20 protein-coding genes, 5 pseudogenes and 1 other annotated feature (1 of these 26 only partly in view) are annotated in these 19,864 nt (G+C 35.0%); of the genes and pseudogenes, 5 read left to right on the top strand and 20 right to left on the bottom strand.

Features of this window, described 5'->3' with window-relative positions:
- Positions 1-210 (bottom strand) — a binding site (T-box leader) (it extends 24 nt beyond the left edge of the window).
- A gap of 473 nt (positions 211-683) precedes the next feature.
- The gene (locus ACM6HU_RS19670) at positions 684-1,322 is read right to left on the bottom strand and encodes a pyridoxamine 5'-phosphate oxidase family protein (RefSeq protein ID WP_003196998.1); all 639 of its coding nucleotides are present in this window, start codon (positions 1,320-1,322) and stop codon (positions 684-686) included.
- 89 nt (positions 1,323-1,411) lie between these two features.
- Here ACM6HU_RS19670 and ACM6HU_RS19675 point away from each other — a divergent pair, with 89 nt between their 5' ends.
- On the top strand, positions 1,412-2,026 hold the full coding sequence (locus tag ACM6HU_RS19675; RefSeq protein ID WP_003196996.1) for an NUDIX hydrolase: 615 nt from the start codon (positions 1,412-1,414) through the stop codon (positions 2,024-2,026).
- An 89-nt stretch (positions 2,027-2,115) separates the two neighbouring features.
- Here the strand turns inward: ACM6HU_RS19675 and ACM6HU_RS19680 are convergent.
- The 15 genes and pseudogenes from ACM6HU_RS19680 to ACM6HU_RS19750 all read right to left on the bottom strand — a co-directional run bounded on the left by ACM6HU_RS19680 (position 2,116) and on the right by ACM6HU_RS19750 (position 12,939).
- A pseudogene (locus tag ACM6HU_RS19680) lies at positions 2,116-2,432 on the bottom strand (SdpI family protein).
- Between the two features lie 181 nt (positions 2,433-2,613).
- Positions 2,614-3,459 (bottom strand): peptidoglycan-N-acetylglucosamine deacetylase, encoded by an 846-nt coding sequence (locus ACM6HU_RS19685; protein WP_003196991.1) that lies wholly within the window; start codon positions 3,457-3,459, stop codon positions 2,614-2,616.
- A gap of 125 nt (positions 3,460-3,584) precedes the next feature.
- Complete coding sequence (locus ACM6HU_RS19690) at positions 3,585-4,457, bottom strand: aminoglycoside 6-adenylyltransferase (RefSeq protein ID WP_016114535.1); 873 nt, start codon at positions 4,455-4,457, stop codon at positions 3,585-3,587.
- 155 nt (positions 4,458-4,612) lie between these two features.
- A pseudogene (locus tag ACM6HU_RS19695) lies at positions 4,613-4,708 on the bottom strand (methyltransferase); the annotation flags it as partial.
- Positions 4,698-4,979, bottom strand: coding sequence for a HesB/IscA family protein (locus ACM6HU_RS19700; RefSeq protein ID WP_016114534.1), 282 nt, complete (start codon positions 4,977-4,979; stop codon positions 4,698-4,700). The pseudogene ACM6HU_RS19695 and the gene ACM6HU_RS19700, both read right to left, overlap by 11 nt.
- 37 nt (positions 4,980-5,016) lie before the next feature.
- Positions 5,017-6,777, bottom strand: a complete 1,761-nt coding sequence (gene arsA, locus ACM6HU_RS19705; RefSeq protein ID WP_016114533.1) for an arsenical pump-driving ATPase — start codon at positions 6,775-6,777, stop codon at positions 5,017-5,019.
- 18 nt (positions 6,778-6,795) lie between these two features.
- Positions 6,796-7,155 carry an arsenite efflux transporter metallochaperone ArsD gene (gene arsD, locus ACM6HU_RS19710; protein ID WP_016114532.1) on the bottom strand — a complete coding sequence of 120 codons (360 nt, stop codon included), beginning with the start codon at positions 7,153-7,155 and terminating at the stop codon, positions 6,796-6,798.
- 65 nt (positions 7,156-7,220) lie between these two features.
- Positions 7,221-7,625, bottom strand: coding sequence for an arsenate reductase (thioredoxin) (gene arsC, locus ACM6HU_RS19715; RefSeq protein WP_016114531.1), 405 nt, complete (start codon positions 7,623-7,625; stop codon positions 7,221-7,223).
- Positions 7,626-7,650: 25 nt separating this feature from the next.
- Positions 7,651-8,706 (bottom strand): ACR3 family arsenite efflux transporter, encoded by a 1,056-nt coding sequence (gene arsB, locus ACM6HU_RS19720; RefSeq protein WP_016114530.1) that lies wholly within the window; start codon positions 8,704-8,706, stop codon positions 7,651-7,653.
- Positions 8,707-8,734: 28 nt separating this feature from the next.
- Positions 8,735-9,082 carry an ArsR/SmtB family transcription factor gene (locus tag ACM6HU_RS19725; RefSeq protein ID WP_016114529.1) on the bottom strand — a complete coding sequence of 116 codons (348 nt, stop codon included), beginning with the start codon at positions 9,080-9,082 and terminating at the stop codon, positions 8,735-8,737.
- Between the two features lie 489 nt (positions 9,083-9,571).
- Positions 9,572-10,153 carry an SCO family protein gene (locus ACM6HU_RS19730; protein ID WP_016114528.1) on the bottom strand — a complete coding sequence of 194 codons (582 nt, stop codon included), beginning with the start codon at positions 10,151-10,153 and terminating at the stop codon, positions 9,572-9,574.
- A 259-nt stretch (positions 10,154-10,412) separates the two neighbouring features.
- A complete protein-coding gene (locus ACM6HU_RS19735) occupies positions 10,413-10,637 on the bottom strand; it encodes a hypothetical protein (RefSeq protein ID WP_016114527.1) in 225 nt (74 codons plus the stop codon).
- Positions 10,638-10,730: 93 nt separating this feature from the next.
- Entirely contained in the window at positions 10,731-11,573 is an 843-nt protein-coding gene (locus ACM6HU_RS19740) for a M56 family metallopeptidase (RefSeq protein WP_016131327.1), read from the bottom strand.
- On the bottom strand, positions 11,573-11,974 hold the full coding sequence (locus tag ACM6HU_RS19745) for a BlaI/MecI/CopY family transcriptional regulator (protein ID WP_016114525.1): 402 nt from the start codon (positions 11,972-11,974) through the stop codon (positions 11,573-11,575). The genes ACM6HU_RS19740 and ACM6HU_RS19745 overlap by 1 nt, the downstream gene beginning before the upstream one ends.
- A 27-nt stretch (positions 11,975-12,001) precedes the next feature.
- Positions 12,002-12,939: pseudogene (locus ACM6HU_RS19750) on the bottom strand (flavin-containing monooxygenase).
- Positions 12,940-13,203: 264 nt separating this feature from the next.
- Between ACM6HU_RS19750 and ACM6HU_RS19755 the strand changes: the two are divergent.
- The 4 genes from ACM6HU_RS19755 to ACM6HU_RS19770 all read left to right on the top strand — a co-directional run bounded on the left by ACM6HU_RS19755 (position 13,204) and on the right by ACM6HU_RS19770 (position 17,212).
- The gene (locus ACM6HU_RS19755; protein ID WP_016114521.1) at positions 13,204-13,560 is read left to right on the top strand and encodes an ArsR/SmtB family transcription factor; all 357 of its coding nucleotides are present in this window, start codon (positions 13,204-13,206) and stop codon (positions 13,558-13,560) included.
- Positions 13,553-15,997 (top strand): heavy metal translocating P-type ATPase, encoded by a 2,445-nt coding sequence (locus tag ACM6HU_RS19760; RefSeq protein WP_033671117.1) that lies wholly within the window; start codon positions 13,553-13,555, stop codon positions 15,995-15,997. Before ACM6HU_RS19755 ends, ACM6HU_RS19760 begins: the two co-directional genes overlap by 8 nt.
- Before the next feature lie 61 nt (positions 15,998-16,058).
- On the top strand, positions 16,059-16,643 hold the full coding sequence (locus tag ACM6HU_RS19765; protein ID WP_016114519.1) for an SCO family protein: 585 nt from the start codon (positions 16,059-16,061) through the stop codon (positions 16,641-16,643).
- A 32-nt stretch (positions 16,644-16,675) separates the two neighbouring features.
- Positions 16,676-17,212 (top strand): PCYCGC motif-containing (lipo)protein, encoded by a 537-nt coding sequence (locus ACM6HU_RS19770; RefSeq protein ID WP_016114518.1) that lies wholly within the window; start codon positions 16,676-16,678, stop codon positions 17,210-17,212.
- Between the two features lie 269 nt (positions 17,213-17,481).
- On the opposite strand, the pseudogene ACM6HU_RS19775 reads toward ACM6HU_RS19770, so the two are convergent.
- The 4 genes and pseudogenes from ACM6HU_RS19775 to ACM6HU_RS19790 form a co-directional block, all read right to left on the bottom strand.
- A pseudogene (locus tag ACM6HU_RS19775) lies at positions 17,482-17,802 on the bottom strand (DUF2935 domain-containing protein); the annotation flags it as partial.
- A 148-nt stretch (positions 17,803-17,950) separates the two neighbouring features.
- Positions 17,951-18,124, bottom strand: a complete 174-nt coding sequence (locus ACM6HU_RS19780; RefSeq protein WP_018781363.1) for a hypothetical protein — start codon at positions 18,122-18,124, stop codon at positions 17,951-17,953.
- Positions 18,125-18,231: 107 nt separating this feature from the next.
- A complete protein-coding gene (locus tag ACM6HU_RS19785; RefSeq protein WP_016114516.1) occupies positions 18,232-18,951 on the bottom strand; it encodes a 3-ketoacyl-ACP reductase in 720 nt (239 codons plus the stop codon).
- Positions 18,952-19,140: 189 nt separating this feature from the next.
- A pseudogene (locus ACM6HU_RS19790) lies at positions 19,141-19,725 on the bottom strand (ATP-binding protein); the annotation flags it as partial.
- Positions 19,726-19,864 lie beyond the last annotated feature (139 nt).

Here is a 19,864-nt window from a genome sequence, read left to right on the forward strand (position 1 = left end):
GTTCCACCCTTGTTCCAATCCAAATATACATTCACCTCGGATTGCTCAAGATCAGATAACGGCTGAGACCGTCAATAATTACTAGATTACTCGTTCACTATTGAAGTTCAAAGGTGGTAAGAGAATTCCCCGTGTTAGGAAGCTCACAGCCTTTGGCTTCCCTCTCTGTAAACCGTAAAAATTATCTCATGTCCTTATCGTTACTTTTCGTTCATGTCTATTTGTTAAATTATTATAATTACGAAAATTCGAAAAATCAAGCCCGTTTTTGAGAAAAAAATTATACCTTTTATTTTCCACAAGATAATTACACTTTTATAACTTATTTCAAGATAATAATTTAAACTACTAAAAAAATGATTAAACCTACATAATTACCTTTTTAAAATTGGAATTCACATAAAGTGAAACTTTAATCAGTGGGGGTTTTCTTCATCCCCCACTGATTATTAGCCCTCACCAATCGGGCTTTTACGGGCAGCTCATCCCCCTTCTAACTTCTTTGCTTTTCCAAATTTTGAGGTGGGGGTCTTACTGCCCGTTAATGCGGGATAAAAATATCAAGTAAAACAATTATGCTTTTGATTTTAAATACTGATTACCAATAGAATGAATGCTCTTTAGATTCCTAAATCATTAATTATATTTATATATTTTATCAATCAATGTACTATGCAATATTTTCAATATAATCTTTTTGTATAACTTTCTTCTAAAGAACGTGCGACTTCTTCTTCATTTGCATTTACTTTGGCATGATCAGCAAGCATTTTTGCTGCTGATGGTAATGCTTCTTTTTCTAACCAAGAATCTGGATTCCATAATTCAGAACGTATAAATGCTTTTGCACAATGGATGAAACACTCCTCTATTTTTACAACGATTCCGAGAAGTGGATTGCGACCCCTTACTTGCATTTTCTCTAAAATCTCTTCGTCTTTTGTGATAGTTGCACGCCCATTTATCCGTAATGATTCTCCAAGCCCTGGAATAAAAAAGATAAGTCCCACCCGTGAGTTAGATAAAATATTAAGGATAGAATCCACTCTCCGATTCCCCGGTCTTTCTGGAATTACAATTTGATTTTCATTTAAAACATATACAAATCCAGGTGCATCCCCTCTTGGTGATGCATCACAATGACCAAATTCATCTGAAGTAGATATTACTAGAAAAGGAGACTTAGATAGAAATTCACGACAATGATAATCGAGTGATGGGATCACTTTTTTCACCGCGCGTTCACTTGGATATCCTAAAATAAGACGTAATTCTTCTTCTGTTGAAATGAGCGAATTTATTTTTTTCTCGCCTAGTCCCATTCCATATACACTCCCTACTTAATTATCGTTATTTTCCCAAAATTACATACATTCATTGTATAATAAACTGTGCAGAAAGGGGAATATCAATGGCAGAATGGTTAACGATATTTGATACAGAAGGAAACAAAATTGGAAAAAAACTACGTGATGATGTACATCGTGACGGTGATTGGCACGAAACATTCCATTGTTGGTTTGTAGAAAAAGATAATGAAGACATCTTTCTACACTTCCAATTACGTGCTAAAAACAAGAAAGATTTCCCAGGAAAATGGGATATTACATCAGCGGGACATATTATGCATGATGAAGATGTACGAATAGGGGGTCTTCGTGAAGTAAAAGAGGAATTAGGACTTTCCTTTCAAGCTACTGATTTAGAGTACAAAGGCATTTTTAAAATCAACCATGAAATCCCGCATTTCATTGACCGTGAAATGTGTCATATGTATTTTCATGCTGTTACAAAACCACTTCCATTTGCTCCAGGTGATGAAGTTGAAGATGTAATGAAAGTAAATGCGACTTCTTTTTTACAGCTTTTAAAAGGAGAAATCTCATCTACAACAGGCATTCCAGTTTTAAACAAAAGCGCTAAATCTATTACAATAACATTTGAAGATATTTATCCATATGAGCTTGAATATTATGAATTTGTCGTAGAAAAAGGACGAGATATGCTAAAAATCAATAACTTCTAAAATTTAATTGACCCCCACTTAAATAGTGCAGGGGTCAAAACTATTTGTACTTCCTTAATAGAAAAGCTTGAAAATTTCACAAGTAAAGTTTATTGTTTCTCCAGTACCTTTAATTTCTTCTCCACCCGTATAAACAAACGAATGATTAATACTATCATAAGGATTAAAATAGCAATCCGATTAAACTTCCTATTAAAATCATTAAAAGTCCATTTTGTTTCATAACTTCAGCGCTATATTGATTTCCAACATCCCACAAATCTTTATTTTTCATTGATCGCTTTGTTCGATATCCGTATACTGCGTTAATATCTGTTGGTGGATTTTTTTGCAATATGAGTGCGGATAGTATAAATATAATACCGATTAACAAGCTCACTCCTATATTTGCAAGCGCATATGTCATCTTATTCCCTCCATATCCACACACATATTTTCAAACTTATTTGTCAGTTTATAGTTTTATTATACAACAAAAACCAACCGAAAACCTATATTTTCCAAAAACAAAAATACACCACTCTTGTTTAAATGATGTACAAGCTGAATACAGTATTTTATATTTATAGGTCCACCTTATCGGTCATTTACTTTCTCTGTTTCGACGTATGAAACATGTTAGGAAGCGTCACGAAACGTGACCCTTTCACTTTCAGTTCAGGAATGATTCGATCTAGCGCATCCACAGATCCTTGCAAATGTCCTCCCGGTGTAGAATGCTGGAGTATAACACTTCCTGGAAACGCATTCCCTAACACAGTATTTGTAACCTGCTCTGCACTTACTCCTTTCCAATCAACTGTATCTACACTCCATTGTACGATCATAAAATTCTGTTCTGTCGCCCACTCTAATTGTTTTTCACGTATTTCACCATAAGGCGGACGTATAAACTTTGGTGCATACCCTATCAACTTCCGCAATATCTCTTCCGTTCTTACAATTTGATTACGATATTCTTCATCACTTACTTTAACTAAATTTGGGTGGTTATACGTATGATTCCCAACAGTATGACCCTCATTTGCAATTCGTTTTACTACATCAGGATATCTTTCTGCATTTTCACCAAGAAGAAAAAAAGTAGCTTTCACACCATAATTTTTTAACTTATCTAGTATTTGCGGAGTAAATACAAAGTCTGGTCCATCATCAAATGTAAGGGCAACTTCCGCTTTATTATATGGACCAGAAAATGCATAAGCATATTTTTCAACCCAAGAAAAAGGTGTCCACGAGCCTCTATCTTCTTCTGCACCTTGAACCTCATTCTTCAAACCAGCATTTAGCAAATCAGGCGTTACACTCAAATAGTTTTGATAATAAAATACATTCGAGTATGGCAAATAAGAATACATATTATATAAAGGCGTATTACGTTCTGAAACCCCTTGAAAAGGAGTTAGTATCTCTGATGGATAAAAATAATACATAATTAATAAAACCTCCCTAAAATTTTATATGCAGTTCATTCTTATTTTGTCAGGATGATTCATGTTCCTGAACAGAAATAAGACCGTCCCATTTTGGAACGGTCTTATTTCTATCTATCATACACTTAATAAATTGTTTGACTATCTTTTGGTAAAGATCTCACATGTTTTAGATAGCTTGTTACTCTAGCATCGTCACCTTGTGGATATTCAAAACTAAAATAGCTAGCAATTCCGATTGCAGTTTCCCTAAATAAATCCCCCATTACAAAGAACGACTTCCAAATATTGTCATAATCTGCATTTGAAAATGTCTCTATATATTGTTTCCACAAATCATCCTCAAGATATTGTTCAAAATACTTCCCAAACTTTCCGGCGTTTACTGTAAAATTTGTTTTTATCCCAATATGCCATTCTAGCATTTGCATCAGCATATTTCGAACAGGACCTTCAAGCGTTCCTTTTACATAAGGAAGTTCTTCTCTCCACAACCCTTTTGCTACATTTGTACTACACCACCAAAACTCATTACAGCAATCTGCAAATTCTTTTGCTGTTGGCCTTTTTATACAGTAATCCGAATCATTTGCTGGTGGAAATGGCTCAATAGCACCATCTTTATCAAAAAGAAGTACACTCAAACTATCTCCACCAAGAATTTCATCTATTAATTCTACTGAAACTAAAGTCAAATCGATTCGATTCCCGTCTATAAACTGCATCAAATAAGGAAAGCTTCCATCCTCTTCGGGTGGAACTAAAGTGCTTTCTTCTGGCATTTGTACAATCATTATTTTTCCAAATCTATTTATCCAACTGTGATCAGATGTGAATGACTGTATATCTTTCACAACATATACAATATCGTAATCTTGAAAACAATCTCTCTTCACATTCGGATTCACACGAGAACCATTCATAATCACTGCGCGAATACGCTCATCTTCTCTTGCTGCATTTAATATTAAACCCATCATTTCTTTTTCACTTCTCATATTTTTACAACCTCCAAATTTTATTAGTGTATTGTACTGCATTCATTTTGGAGGAGCACGAGAAGAGTTCCCTGTTTTCCATCCATGTTATAACATATCAAACATTTTTTGTTTCCCCCTCCTAGTCTAGTAGATCTATAATTGGCATCTAGACCTCATTCTTCTGTTACAAGCGCAATTACAAATCCATCATACCCCTTACTCCCTACAGTTTGGATCACAGTAGCAGTAACACGCGGTTCAGCAGCAATTCGATCCGCCACTTATCACAAGACCTGCACCTTGTTGATCTTCTACATAGTCTAGTGTCAATGTATTTACAATTTCAACGACCTTTGGATCCATGGCAACTTCAATACCATTTACTGTTTCTGTTACATCATTTTCTTGCGCTTCTCCTAAATTAATACCGTAGCTTGGTCCACAGCATCCAGCACCCTCAAATGTAAAACGTAGTGTTGAAACACCGTTTTCTTTCATAGCACTTTCAATAAACTCTTTTGCTTTATCTGTAATATTCATTTTCATTTCTCCCCTTCACAATAACTATTCAAATTTTTTATTTTACTAAAGATTTAAGCTTCTCATATCCCACAATATCTTCCGATTGCCACGGGATGATAACACAGTTATTTTGTGATTCCTTTTGTACCGCTTGAATCCACTGTATTTCAGACTGTGCTCTTCCTCTTAACACTAAATCGCTTGTATGTGTTGCGTAAAAACTTTGATTGATAACCCACCACTTTGGAGTAATATCCGCACGTTTTAAGTCTTCTTGTAGACGGCTCGCTTCATGAACTGGTGTAGCTTCTGCAAGCGTTACAATTACAACACTTGTTTCTTCTGGATTACGAAGGCGTGGTAATAAGTTCTTCACAGACTGTGGTACTTCACCGGAAGAACGTGCAATTTCCTTATGATACGTTTGTGCCGCATCCAACAACAATAACGTATGCCCCGTTGGCGCTGTATCAATAACTACAATTTCATCATTCGCTCTTTCAACAATATCCGCTAAAGCACGGAAGACTGCGATTTCTTCTGTACAAGGAGAACGTAAATCTTCTTCTAAATACGCTAAACCTTCTTCGTCAACCGTATTTTTTGCTTGCTCTATGACTTCCTTACGATAGTTTTCAACTTCTACTTTTGGATCAATTCGACTTATCGTAATATTCCCTTGTTCTCCATGCATGACATAATCAATATGTGCTGCGGGATCAGTTGTAGTTAAATGTACATGATGTCCTTTTTCAGCCAGACCAACTGCAATTGCTGAAGCTACAGTAGTCTTTCCGACACCACCTTTTCCCATTGTAAAAATTACTCGTTTTCCTGTCTCTGAAAGATTCGTAATCAATGTCTGAAGTGAAGGAATAGAGACAGTATGTGCTTCTTCATGTGAAATCGAAAGATTTTCCATTGGTTGAACCAGCTTTCTCATATTCTCTATTCCAGTAACATTAAACGGCACTAATGGAATTTCATAAGCAGAAAGACTTTTTAATTCTTCTGCCATATTTTCTAACGCACGTGATTGTCTCTTAAACAGCGCATTTGAGACATCATCATTTTGCACATAGTCTTTCAAGATGCCATTTACAAGTAGATATTGGTTGCTTACACCAATTTCTTTTAATTCTTTAGCTGCTCGTTGCGCTTCTTGTAACGGAGAACTATCAGGACGTGTAACAAGCAATAATGTTGTTTGTTTCGGATTAGATAATGCTTGAACTGTTTGACTATATAACTCTTTTTTATCTCCAAGACCTGCTAATGGTCCTAAACAAGAAGCTCCATGTGTACTTTCTTCTAGGAAACCACTCCATGCCGTTGGGAGCTGAAGAAGACGTAACGTATGACCTGTTGGTGCTGTATCGAAGATAATGTGATCGAATTTCGATGTTAACTCTTTATTTGTAAGTAACGTAGAGAACTCATCAAATGCTGCAATTTCTACAGTACAAGCCCCAGATAATTGTTCTTCCATCGTCGCAATTACTGTGTCAGGTAATTTCCCGCGATATGGGCCAACAACACGTTCCTTATATTCATAAGCCGCTGTTTCTGGATCCAGGTTAGCTACTTGTAAGTTCGGAACATTAAGAATTACTTTCGGCTTGTTGGTTAGTTCGATTTCAAACACATCTTGTAAATTAGAAGCTGGGTCAGTACTAATTAACAAAACGCGTTTCCCCATATCAGCTAAAGTAATTGCTGTTGCACATGCAGTAGATGTTTTTCCTACTCCGCCTTTACCAGTAAAGAATAAAAATGGTGTGAATGTTATTGTGTTTGGATTGTATAAGTTTGTCATTGCCTTTCACTTCTTTCTCTATTTTTTCACGTTTAGCTTTAAACGTACGACTGGCTTTTGACTCAACTCTTCTTCCGTTATATCCGTTAACTGTACAAGTTCTTCATTTGTAAGATGACCTTTTTCTTTTACTACTTTTCCATCTACCAAAGTTACAGGCAACACATCTGGTCCTTTATCCATTAATAATTGACTAATAACATTGTTATTTGCAAAAGCATCCGGCTCACTCGCAAGATTATAGCGTGTCACATCAATTCCTTTATTCTTCAAATTATTAACAGCTACTGAAATACGAATTAATTCTGGATCAACACTTGGTCCACAAACCCCCGTAGAACAACACATAGCAGGATCAAAAATTTCAATTTTTTTCATCTCTGATTTCTCCCCTTCTTTACAAAATAAGCCGAAAAAGAATTCTCGGCTTATTTTGTTTTCAATTATTCTCCTGTTTCAGCGAATTTTTTAATACGTTCGCCAATCTCATCACGAACTTTTTGGAATACAGACCAATCTTGACCAGCTGGATCATCAAATCCCCAGTGAACTCGTTTTACATGGGGTGGTGTTGTTGGACATACATCATTTGCATGACCACAAAGTGTTACAACAAGATCTGCTTTATCTAAAATGTCACGGTCAATGATATCAGATGTTTGGTCCGTAATATCAATGTCTACTTCTTTCATTGCTTTAATTGCATTCGGATTTACTCCGTGCGCCTCAATACCAGCAGAAAGTACATTCCATTTGTCACCTAAATATTTTTCACCCCAAGCTTCTGCCATTTGGCTACGACAAGAGTTTCCTGTGCATAAGAAGTAAATTGTTTTCTTGTTTTCCATGTTAATTCCACCTTTATAACAATAATTATTTTGGTTGTGTTTGAAAGTATTTACGTTGGAACCACAGTGCTACATTTACAAGAGCTATCATAACTGGAACCTCTACTAAAGGACCGATAACTGCTGCAAACGCTGCACCAGACTGGATTCCAAATACCCCTACAGCTACAGCGATTGCTAATTCAAAGTTGTTACTTCCAGCTGTAAATGCTAATGTTGTTGATACCCCATAACTTGCACCGATTTTTTTGCCCATAAAGAAAGAAACAAAGAACATCACTACAAAATAAATAAGTAATGGAATCGCAATACGTACAACATCAAATGGTACGCTAACAATCACTTCTCCTTTTAATGAGAACATCACAATGATTGTAAATAATAATGCGACTAATGTAATGGGGCTAATCTTTGGTATGAATACTTTTTCATACCATTCTCGCCCTTTTGTTTTTACAAAGATAAAACGTGTTAACATTCCTGCGATGAAAGGAATTCCTAAATAAATAAAGACTGATTTTGCAACCTCTGCCATTGTAATATCTACAACAGCTCCTTCAATTCCTAACCATTCTGGAATGACTGTTACAAACACATACGCGTATACTGAGAAAAATAACATTTGGAATACAGAGTTAAAAGCAACTAACCCTGCTGCATATTCTGTATCACCTTTCGCAAGGTCATTCCATACAATCACCATCGCGATACAACGTGCTAGACCAATCATGATTAATCCAACCATATATTCTGGTTTATCTTGTAAAAATATAATTGCTAAAGTAAACATTAAAACCGGACCAATAATCCAGTTTTGCACGAGTGATAATACTAATACTTTTACATCTTTAAAAACGCGCCCCATCTCTTCGTAGCGTACTTTAGCAAGCGGCGGGTACATCATTAAAATTAAGCCAATCGCAAGTGGGATAGAAGTTGTTCCTACCTGTAGACTATTCATTCCATCAACGAACCCAGGGAATAGATATCCAACTCCAATCCCTACTGCCATCGCAAGAAAAATCCAAAGGGTTAGATATCGATCTAGGAAAGATAGACGTTTTTTCCCCGTGTTGCTCATCCTTCTCACTTCCCTTTCTAACTATTTATTAACAACCACACCGGAGTGTAGGATTGCTCTTCTCAATTTGTTTGATTTTCTCTATTTGATCTGGTACATGGCCTAAAATATCTTCTAAAAGCGTATATAAATCACTTGCCTGATTTAAAGAATAATAAATCCATTGACCTCTACGCTCTTCTTGCACTAAGCCTAAATCCTTTAACTTTCGAAGATGCTGACTGATAGAAGGTTGACTCATATCAAATACTTCAAGAAGTTCACAGACACAACACTCACGTTGTTTGAGAATAGATACAATTGTTAGTCTTGTTTTGTCTCCTAATAGTTTTAATAACTGCGATGCTCTTGTTAATTCTATAACTGTTTTTTCCATACCACACCTACCCTTTTATAGTTAAATAAGCATATACTTATATATTGAGCGGAAATTAAACGTAATATTCGTTAAAAGGATTTATTTTAATTTCCTCTACTTCGAAATAAGTATATAACTAACTGCTTATATAATCAACTGAAAACAATTCATCTTTACAGTTGATTAAAAAGATTGTTGAAAAACCCATGTACTCAGAAGATGGCTCTTGTATCGAATTATGGTTCATCTTTATTAGTTCCTTACACAAAGGCATAACTATACTACGGTAAACATACCTTAATTAATGACTATCTAAATAACGGGGTATATGGATGGAATATAGAGTAGATACCGTACAAATGCATGTAAAACTATGAAATCTCTTCAAGACTGTGCCATGATGTGTGAACAAATGTGTGCGACATTACTTAAAAAGAAAGAGCTGGCATACCACCAGCTCTTTTTCGCTTTATATGTTTTTTATTATCAATAATTACTAAAGTACTTTTATTGAATTCTCTTTATATCTCTGACTATGTCTTTATAAGGAGGGTTTGAGAGACCTGAATACTTTTTTACAACAGTTCCAGTCTGATCTACAAGATAAAAGCTTGTTCCATGAGTGACTTGATCAGAATCTTGTGGTTTATCTACAAGTGTTTGAAAGTTTTTCTTAGCAAACTCGGTAACCTCTTCTTGCGAATAACCAGTAAGAAAATGCCACTTGGATTCATCCATATCATAACGGCTCATAAATTCTTTGAGTTTTGAAGGAGTATCTACAGTTGGATCTACGCTAAATGATACAAACTCAACATTTTGAACTCCTTCATCTTTTAACATTCTTTGAAGCCTTTCCATGTTAGCTATTAAAGGTGGGCATACTGTTTTACAACTTGTAAAAATAAAATCTGCTACCCAAACCTTCCCCTTTAAATCATCCCGTCCAAATGTTTTTCCGTTCTGATCAGTATATGAAAAATTATCTAATTTCCAGTTTAACTGGTCTCTTAGTTTAGATCCACATGCTGTTAATAGAAGAATTACGCTAATAAGAACAAAAAAACTAATAATACGAAAGCTTTTCATACGAATTTTTCCCTTCTTTATGTGTTTATAGTGTCATACTATTGTTATAACCATTTGTAATAGGAAATAATTCACACGATGGCACTGTTTGTCTCTACATGCATAATTGTATCTAACTATTCCCGTTCTATAGGAACAAGCATAAATAAGAGCTGGTTATTCCTTTACCAGCTCTTATTTATGCTTTACTTTTATCTAGTATGCGTCTTACTCACAGTCTATATCATGGATGGTATCGATACAGTCCGTATATAGACATTTATTTTTGCATATTCTTCATCATTTCCATGCAGTCTTCCATGCCCATTGTATTACAGTCATCTTTAGACATACAATCTTTCATCATTGTCATACAGTCCTTCATACTCATTGTCATACAATCTTCTTGATTCGTTGTTTTGTGTGGCGTTGGACTAGCAGCCAAAGCCGTTCCGCCAAATGCCATTAATGAAATAAATGAAGCGCCTAAAATAAGCTTTTTCATTATTTTCCTCTCCCAACATCTTATAATCCAGATGATAAAACCACCATCTACTACGATTTCGTAGTAGATAATTGTTATAGAAAAGAGAATTTGTCACAAAAATGACACACATGCTATAAGTAAAACAATTAAGAGAATGTGAATACTAGATTCCATCCAATCTACTAATGCAATAGATGGCCGCTTATATTTCCCTGTCAGAAGAACCTCAATTCTAGTATTAGTATCCTGAAAAGAATGATTTTGAAAATGAGCCATTGCAAATGAAGAAGGAGGTACATTTGTCATTAACTTATATAGTGCTGATGCAACAGGCTTCATTCCTACCTCTCGGATAGCAAAAGTATCTGCGTTGATTTCTTTTTCCATCAGATAGCGTGTATAAAACTTTTGAGAGATTGGTAAAAATGAAAAAACACGTGCCAAACTGTACCCTATTGATAATTTAAATGGATCTCTGTTTTGATAATGATAATACTCATGTTCTAATACAGCTTCTAATTCATAGGTTTGCAATAAGTCAATTAAACCAGTACTAACCAAAATATGAGGGCGAATAAATCCATGTGTAAATGCTAATGGATATGCAACTTCTACTATTTGAACTTTTACAGAATGTTTTCGTTGAAAAGCTTCGATTACAATTGATTCATAACAATCTATTTGATATAAAGCTAACTCAGCAATAAATTTTTTCGTCTTTTTAAACAAAAACAAAAAGGTCCCAGCTAAACATATAAAAAGAACTCCTACAATAATCGGTATAAAGGTAAGCCAATGATTCAATTGAATGTTGCAACAGTCCAATATACTGCCCATCCCCATACAACCTGGCATTGTTTGATAATGTAAAACAAAACAAGAACTTATAAACACAGTCGTAACATCAACTAACCATAAAACGTATATATTTAAAGTTGGAAATAATCGATACATTATTTTTCAACCTGCTCTAATTTTTGAATAAGTTCCTTTAACTTATGAAGTTGATCAGGGTTATGTCCAACAGCATCCACAAATTGCGTAATAGCTATATCTCCGTAATGATGGAGAAGATGTTCCACTTGTTCAGAAGAATTTTGTTGGATGAGTTCATTAGGGGTGTACTGTGGTTTATATACATATCCCTTTCCCAACTTACTACGCGTAAGAACCCCTTTTTTATCCAATCGATTCATTACTGTCATAATAGTTGTATAAGCATAATCATTTTGCTTATTTAATTCTGTTAACACATTTTGAACTGTTGCTTCTTTTCTAATCCAAATAACTTTCATTACTTCAAGCTCCAAAGGCCCTAGAATTTTTAACAATGCTTTATTTTCATAGTCACTCATTTTTACTCATCCTATTTTCGATATATCTTATATGATTCGATTTAAGTATAAAAGAAATAAAGAAGTATGTGAATGCACAGCAGGAAAACCAACCCATTCTCCATTCTTTTCTTTTATAACTAAATGTAAGAACTTAGCACCTTTCCCTACTCCGCAAATAAGTGCTAAGCCCCTTTGATGTTGCCACGGCAATCCAATATAATATAATCCTTGGTTTGACCTCAATATTTCCTCCGCGAATTAATTTTTTAAGTCAAAACCAAAAATAGATCACTTTGTTTTCGAAACCATAATCCGCGCTTTGTATTAGTTCCTGCATATAAGAGACCAATCTTTTCTAACCAATGAAAGATGCTTTTGTTCATGATTTTGAGTGGTAAAAATTTAAATGGATAGCTAATAGCAATCGTTACATCTTGACTTTCTGCAAGTTCAGTCGCAATTAGCGTACCAAAGTTTCCTCCTCCTATTACAAGGACAGGGCCATCTGGAATTTTCTTTGGTAATTGATATTGAGAAGAATAAATCTGAAACACCCCTTGTGAGAGGTTTTGAGAAATTGAAGGAATATATGGTTTCTGAAAGGAACCATATGCGATAATGACATGTTTAGAAAGAAATACTCCCCTATCGGTAGATACTTCAAATGTACTTTCTATTTTTTGTACTTTATGTACAGTCGTTTCCAACTATACTGGTAACGAAAAACGAACAGCATACATTTCAAGATAATCTGCAATTTCATCTTTTGTAGGAAACGCATTTTTATCTCCCTCTAACTTCATCCCTGGCAGTGAACTATATGACTTAGGTGTAAATAGAACCAAAGAGTCATACCTGTTTCTCCACGAATCTCCAATTCTTTTTTCTCCCTCAAATATTACAAAATAATAGCCTTCTTTCTTCAAGTAGTAACCCATGCTTAAACCAGCTTGCCCAGCACCAATTATAATAACATCTAACATGAGTCCACCTCTATTACTTACTTTTCAAGTTTTTTATATGAACAATCGTTCATATGTTCATATATTTTCATTCATTATAGTATTCCCTTTTTGCACGTCAAGGGATTTTTATCCAGTTTATCCTTAAATCTTCATAGTTAAAAATAGAGCAAATATATATTTTTCAGACTTTTTAAAAATATTTTGACACACATATTAGTCAATGCTAATATGAATGAAGAATAAACATATTAGTAATGACTAATACGATTGGAGTGAATACAATTGTGCAATATAAATGATTTAGATATAAAAGCCAAGTTTATTCGTGGCTTTGCTGATAAAACAAGACTTCAGATTCTTCAATGTATGATGGATGGGGAAAAAACGGTTTCTGAAATTGTAGAGATTATCAAAGGAAATCAGTCGAATATATCTCAACACCTAAACTGTTTAAAAGGATGCGGTATTATCCTGGGAAGACAAGAAGGAAAGTATGTCTACTATTCTTTACGAAATACACAAATCAAACAATTACTTACAATGTTTGATGTTGTATTTCATGAAGTGCAGAACGAGGTAGCATCATGTGATAAAAACGATGCATGCTTATCTCAAAAGGGCGCGAGTTGTCATGACTGATAAGAAAGAGAAACAAACGAGTTGTTGTCAAACTTCTTCGTATAGTGATTCTTCACTAACTCCCATCAAAAAAGAAGTAACAAAGGAAATATCATCATGTTGCTCTTCTCAAAATCAGAGTCCAATTGTACTCACTGTTAAAAAGGCTTCCTGTTGTAGTAATAGCACCGATACTGCGAAAACAGAAAATGACTCTTCTGATTCTTGTTGTGGGCCCAAACCAGAAAAGGTATCTTTATGCTGCTCTTCATTTGCCACACCAAAAGAAGAAGTGACACCAAAAGCTTCTTCTTGTTGTAGTGATAGTTCATGTGAAGACACACTACCTCGTGATACACCGAAAGTAACAGGTGATGGCGTACAAACATATCTGGTCGGAGGGATGGATTGTGGTGCGTGTGCTTTAACAATCGAAAAACATCTACAAAATGTTTCAGGCGTTCAAGAAGTCCACGTAAACTTTGCTACTGGAAAAATGCATATTCGTCATGACCGAAGTGCAGATGACATTATAAAAGAAATTTCTAACGCAGGGTTTGAGGCATCCTTAGCAGGAAGTCGTAGGGGAGCGACACCAAATTCAAAATCTAAAGATACAACTTTGATTCTCTCAGGACTATTTTTAGCTTTAGGATTTTTCAGTGGTTTTGCAAATACATCCCCCCTTCTCATTACACTTCTTTATGCAGCTAGTACCCTAATTGGAGGATATAAACCTGCAAAAAGTGCTTTTTATGCCTTAAGAAGTAAGGCACTAGATATGAATGTTCTCATGATATCTGCTGCTATTGGTGCTGCTCTAATTGGACAATGGTTAGAAGGTGCAACGGTTGTTTGGCTATTCGCATTAGGAGCAACACTACAAAATAAATCTATTGAACGTACGCGCGAATCAATTCGTGGATTGATTGATTTAGCTCCCTCTGAAGCATGGGTAAAAGTTGAAACGGAACTTGTCAAAACATCCGTAGAAGATATTACAGTAGGCACAACAATTGTAGTGAAACCAGGTGAAAAAATCCCATTGGATGGGACCGTTATAGGAGGAAATTCTACTGTAAACCAAGCACCTATTACTGGTGAATCCATCCCTATTGATAAACAAATTGGTGATTCCGTGTATGCAGGAACGATTAATGAAGAAGGCTCTCTTGAGATTACGGTAACAAAACTCGTTGAGGATACTACACTTTCACGAATTATTCACCTTGTCGAGGAAGCACAAGAAAAGAAAGCACCTACAGAAGCATTTGTTGATCGTTTCGCAAAAATCTATACACCAATCGTCTTTCTATTAGCGATTAGCGTAATGATACTCCCTCCTCTCCTTGGCATGGGTACATGGATGGATTGGATTTATAGAGGACTAGAACTTCTTGTTGTTGCATGCCCTTGTGCTTTAGTCATCTCTACCCCTGTCGCAATTGTATCTGCTATTGGAAATGCTGCGAGAAACGGTGTCCTCATCAAAGGTGGTACAGCTTTAGAAATAGCAGGCTCATTAAATGCTATCGCATTTGATAAAACAGGAACATTGACTGAAGGGAAACCACAGGTAATGCATGTAAGAAGCCTAGATTGCCCTGAAAATGAATTATTATCAATTGCGACAACGATTGAGGAATATTCTAATCACCCAATCGCAAGAGCAATCACAACATACGCAAAGGAACAACAAATTTCCGTTCAAGAAGGAAAGGAATTCCGTGCAATTGTAGGAAAAGGTGCGCAAGTAAATATCAATGGAGAAACCTATTATGCTGGAAATGCTGCTCTATTTGATGATTTAGGTACCTCTCTTCAAGTTTGGAAAGAACCGATTCAAGAAATGCAACGAATTGGTCAAACGGTAGTACTTATCGGAACAAATCATACGATTCTTGGAATGATTTCTGTAGCTGATTCCATCCGCTCGACAACTTATCAAACAATCCAAGAATTAAAACGAACAGGCATTCGAGAAACTGTTATGTTAACGGGAGACAATGAAGGAACAGCTAATCACATTGCCCAGAAAGCAAAAGTGGATCGTTACTTTGCTAATTTACTTCCAGAAGATAAAGTTCGCTCTGTAAAACATCTCCAATCTGAAGGGAAAACTGTGGCTATGATTGGAGATGGCATCAATGATGCTCCTGCTCTTGCTACAGCGAACCTTGGGATTGCCATGGGTGGTGCTGGAACTGATACAGCAATGGAAACAGCAGATATTGTACTTATGGCAGATAACCTTGAAAAGCTTCCTTATACAATGAAACTAAGCCGTAAAGCACTACACATAATCAAACAGAACATCTGGTTCTCATTGATTATTAAATTTATTGCACTTGCTTTTATCTTCCCAGGTTGGCTCACACTTTGGATTGCTGTACTTAGCGATACAGGGGCCGCACTTCTTGTTATCTTAAATAGTATGCGCTTATTACAAAACAAGTAATCTGTTAGGAGGCTATCACATAGCCTCCTTATACATAATAAAGAAATGAAAGGGGATACATATGAAAAAAGTTCGTACTATAAGATTACTGATGATTGTCAGCATGATTGTATTTTTAAGTGCATGTGGTGAACCAAAATTGAAGGACTCATTGGACTGGAAAGTAGAGAAGTTTTCGTATACCGATCAAAACGGAAAACCTTTTGGGCTATCGGACCTAAAAGGGAAAGTATGGGTCGCAGACTTTATTTTCACAAGTTGTGAAACCGTTTGTCCACCTATGACAGCCAATATGACAAAACTTAAAAACATGTTGAAAGAAGAAGGAATCAATGATGTAGAATTTGTTTCATTCAGTGTAGACCCTACTGTGGACAAACCAGAAAAACTAAAAGAATTTATGGAACGCTATGATACCGATGTTTCCAAATGGCACTTTCTAACCAATTATACACAAGAAGAAATCACCTCTTTTGCTAAAAATAGCTTCCAAGCATTTGTAGATAAACCAGCAAGCACAACACAAGTCATTCATGGGACAAAACTTTATCTTGTAGATAAGAATGGAATTGTCGTAAAGAGCTACTCAGCTCTTACAAACACACCATATAAAGAAATTATTCAGGATATTAAAACCATTCGTTAATTTACAAAATAAAAATTAAGGAGCGAACAAATATGAAAAGACCACTTTTTTCTATCCTACTATTAATCTGCTTGTCTATTCTAATTGCTTTAGCAGGATGCAGTTCAAATGAAGAGAAAAAATCTTCCTCAGAACCAAAAGAAACACAAAAAAGTACTCAGGAACATACCATGGGAGATGACCATACCGTAACTGATATTACAGAAACAACAAAGGGAGCTGATACTCTCCCTTCATTCCTATCTACGAAGCCTGAACAGATGCAAAAAATTTATCAAATGGCAGGAGAAGATCATGAATTATTAGAATGGATTCCTTGTTATTGTGGATGTGGAGAAAGCGTTGGTCATAAGAGCAACAAAAATTGCTTTGTTCGTGAAGTGAAAGAAAGTGGTGAAATCGTCTGGGACTCTCATGCGACAACATGTGCCAATTGTTTAGACATTGCTCTGCAATCTGTCTCACTAAAGAAAAATGGAATGTCTACACTTGAAATTCGTCAATACATTGACAACCAATATAAAGAAGGATATGCAAAACCAACTCCAACTCCTATGCCAAGTGCATAATGTCTACACTATAACAATATCTATTACTAAACTAAACAGCTATCGATATACCGATAGCTGTTTAGTTTAGTAATCAAATGTTTTTTTCTTTAAGTAATAATTTTCCCACATATAGTCTAATAAAAAGGATATTAGTAAGTCTGGTTTGGTGTTGCATTACAAGAAAATGGTACATTAGCTTTAAAATAAAATTTTTAAAATTCATATCCTATGTTTATACAGATTTTTATTATGGACACTCCTTCTTTACAACTATGTAGACTCAAAAATCTTTCGATTTGTTTTTGTTTTAATCGTTGTTCCAAAACATGAATCATAAAGAGAAAGTGCTCCGCTTCCCTTGTCACATGATCAGCTAATAGCGGATTAATTACATTTTTAATTTGATATGTTTGAATAAGTTCCAGTCCTGTCTTTTTAAATTTTCTTAACTCAATAGTAGCATTTTCACTATCTTTATTCATTTTCGAAATAATTGGGTATGTTGGTTGTTTCTGATACAACATTGATTCAACATCCCTAGCTTGACTGAGAAGAACTTCAAAATCATCACCAAATTATAAAGCAGTACGAACCAAATCTCTTTCTGATTAATTACAGGTAGTATACATTGCAAGTAACTCATTAACAAGATAAAAGCATGACTTAAAAATAGCCATGCTTTTTATCTATATAATTTATCAATTGTATTCTTCAATTTACAACTTTGTTGTAAAGTCCATAACTTTGTTGTATATTCTACAACCTTCTTGTATAATCCACGACTTTGTTGTAATTATACAGAAGTACCTCTTCAAGAATAGAATCAGTTGGTATAAGTAAATCCGTAATAAAATGATCAACAGCTTTCCATTTATCAATATTATTCACGTAAATACCATTCCCTTCGAATTGTATAGGATAATCCTTCATTCAATAACTTGCATCCCTCATTATAGTTCATAAAATTCAGAATTAAAAAGAAATAAATAAAAAAGATTTGGCTTTAAATCAAATCTTTTTTATTCATATACAACTTCTTACGGATTAGTAGACCAAAGTCCTGCAGATTTAATAAATGTACGTTTATTTAATTTCAGCTGCGCTACGATAAACTCAGCGATATCTTCTGCTTGCATGACTTTCTCAGGGTTACCATCTGTTAATCCTAATTCTACCGCCATATCAGTTGCAACAGTACTTGGTGTTAAAGCTGTTACACGAATGTTGTGTTTACGTACTTCCATTGCTAACGATTCTGTTAAACCAAGAACACCAAATTTAGAAGCACTGTATGCACTTGTTACTGGTGCACCTTTTTGTCCTGCTGTTGATGAAATATTAATAATGTCACCAGACTGTTGTTCAATCATGCTTGGTAGCGCTGCGCGAGTTGCGTAATATACACCCATTAAGTTTACTTGGATGATTTTTTCCCAATCAGCAACATCTAATTCTAAGAATTTGCCAAACTTAGAAATACCCGCATTATTAATTAAAATATCAATAGAGCCTAATCCTTTTTTTAATGTTTCAATAGCAGTAGTAACTTCTTCATATGAAGATACATCAGCAGTAGCAATAACAGCTTTTACACCTTCTGCTTCTACTTCCTTCGCAACTGCTTTTAAGTTTTCTTCTGAGCGTGCTAAAAGACCAACGTTCACACCTTCTTTTGCTAAAGCAATTGCCACAGCACGGCCAATTCCTCTTCCTGCTCCTGTAATTAATGCATTTTTTCCTTGTAATAATTCTGCCAAATATAACACTCCTCAATCATTCTAAGTTGCTTTTTCATACCATGAATTCTATATGTATATCATCCTAAATGCAATTATGCACTTTGATGTGCGTAGGTTACTTCTAGGTAACCTATAAATTTTTTTTTATTTCTTACTAAACAAATAGAGAAGTAAAAGACAGTTTCCTCTGCCCCCACTTCTCTATTTTCAAGTGCTATGTTTACTCCCAGGAATCAAAACGATAAATTCCGTTCCCTTTCCAACTACACTCTCTATCCGGGTCTCTCCCTTATGAAGATCAATCACTTTCTTCACAATTGCCAATCCTAAACCACTACCTCCATGTGCACAATTTCGTGATGAATCAGCTTTATAAAAACGTTCTAATAAAGAAAACAATGTCGTTTTCCCACTACCACTTGGACCTACAATTGCAGTCACTTTTCCTGATTCAATCGTAAATTGAATATTTTGTAGTACTTTCTCTTCCTCGTTATATTCAAAATCCACATTTTTACCTTCTATATGATTTTCCACTTCATATTCTAAAATTGTATTAATGCGTTCCGTTGCGCCAATTGCCTTTTGGAATTGTGTAAAGAACATAGAAAGTTGACTCATTGGCATAACAATTTGCATTAAATATAAAATAAATGCCACAAGTTCTCCAATTGTTAATGCTCCACTAGAAACTCGCATTCCACCATATCCTACAATAATGACAAGTAACGCCATTAAAACAAATGACATAACTGGTGTAATTAAAGCTTGAACCTTGCCTTCTTTCAAACCAAACGGTTATTTCTAAAATTAGAATACGATATGAATGTAAACTGAATATAAACAGTCAAACGATTAATCTACTGATTTGGTAATAAAACACATCTAATCTTATCTTTACAACAGATATAATCATCTGATATTATTACCT

This window comes from Bacillus sp. IT-79MI2, assembly GCF_949768135.1.
Classification (GTDB): Bacteria; Bacillota; Bacilli; order Bacillales; family Bacillaceae_G; genus Bacillus_A; species Bacillus_A pseudomycoides.

What these genes read in the sequence shown, in the direction of transcription:
- ACM6HU_RS19670 (WP_003196998.1), bottom strand. Translation starts at nt 1,322, where the DNA reads ATGGGACTAGGCGAGAAAAAAATAAATTCGCTCATTTCAACAGAAGAA.
- ACM6HU_RS19675 (WP_003196996.1), top strand. Translation starts at nt 1,412, where the DNA reads ATGGCAGAATGGTTAACGATATTTGATACAGAAGGAAACAAAATTGGA.
- ACM6HU_RS19685 (WP_003196991.1), bottom strand. Translation starts at nt 3,459, where the DNA reads ATGTATTATTTTTATCCATCAGAGATACTAACTCCTTTTCAAGGGGTT.
- ACM6HU_RS19690 (WP_016114535.1), bottom strand. Translation starts at nt 4,457, where the DNA reads ATGAGAAGTGAAAAAGAAATGATGGGTTTAATATTAAATGCAGCAAGA.
- ACM6HU_RS19700 (WP_016114534.1), bottom strand. Translation starts at nt 4,979, where the DNA reads ATGAATATTACAGATAAAGCAAAAGAGTTTATTGAAAGTGCTATGAAA.
- arsA (WP_016114533.1), bottom strand. Translation starts at nt 6,777, where the DNA reads ATGACAAACTTATACAATCCAAACACAATAACATTCACACCATTTTTA.
- arsD (WP_016114532.1), bottom strand. Translation starts at nt 7,155, where the DNA reads ATGAAAAAAATTGAAATTTTTGATCCTGCTATGTGTTGTTCTACGGGG.
- arsC (WP_016114531.1), bottom strand. Translation starts at nt 7,625, where the DNA reads ATGGAAAACAAGAAAACAATTTACTTCTTATGCACAGGAAACTCTTGT.
- arsB (WP_016114530.1), bottom strand. Translation starts at nt 8,706, where the DNA reads ATGAGCAACACGGGGAAAAAACGTCTATCTTTCCTAGATCGATATCTA.
- ACM6HU_RS19725 (WP_016114529.1), bottom strand. Translation starts at nt 9,082, where the DNA reads ATGGAAAAAACAGTTATAGAATTAACAAGAGCATCGCAGTTATTAAAA.
- ACM6HU_RS19730 (WP_016114528.1), bottom strand. Translation starts at nt 10,153, where the DNA reads ATGAAAAGCTTTCGTATTATTAGTTTTTTTGTTCTTATTAGCGTAATT.
- ACM6HU_RS19735 (WP_016114527.1), bottom strand. Translation starts at nt 10,637, where the DNA reads ATGAAAAAGCTTATTTTAGGCGCTTCATTTATTTCATTAATGGCATTT.
- ACM6HU_RS19740 (WP_016131327.1), bottom strand. Translation starts at nt 11,573, where the DNA reads ATGTATCGATTATTTCCAACTTTAAATATATACGTTTTATGGTTAGTT.
- ACM6HU_RS19745 (WP_016114525.1), bottom strand. Translation starts at nt 11,974, where the DNA reads ATGAGTGACTATGAAAATAAAGCATTGTTAAAAATTCTAGGGCCTTTG.
- ACM6HU_RS19760 (WP_033671117.1), top strand. Translation starts at nt 13,553, where the DNA reads ATGACTGATAAGAAAGAGAAACAAACGAGTTGTTGTCAAACTTCTTCG.
- ACM6HU_RS19765 (WP_016114519.1), top strand. Translation starts at nt 16,059, where the DNA reads ATGAAAAAAGTTCGTACTATAAGATTACTGATGATTGTCAGCATGATT.
- ACM6HU_RS19770 (WP_016114518.1), top strand. Translation starts at nt 16,676, where the DNA reads ATGAAAAGACCACTTTTTTCTATCCTACTATTAATCTGCTTGTCTATT.
- ACM6HU_RS19780 (WP_018781363.1), bottom strand. Translation starts at nt 18,124, where the DNA reads ATGAAGGATTATCCTATACAATTCGAAGGGAATGGTATTTACGTGAAT.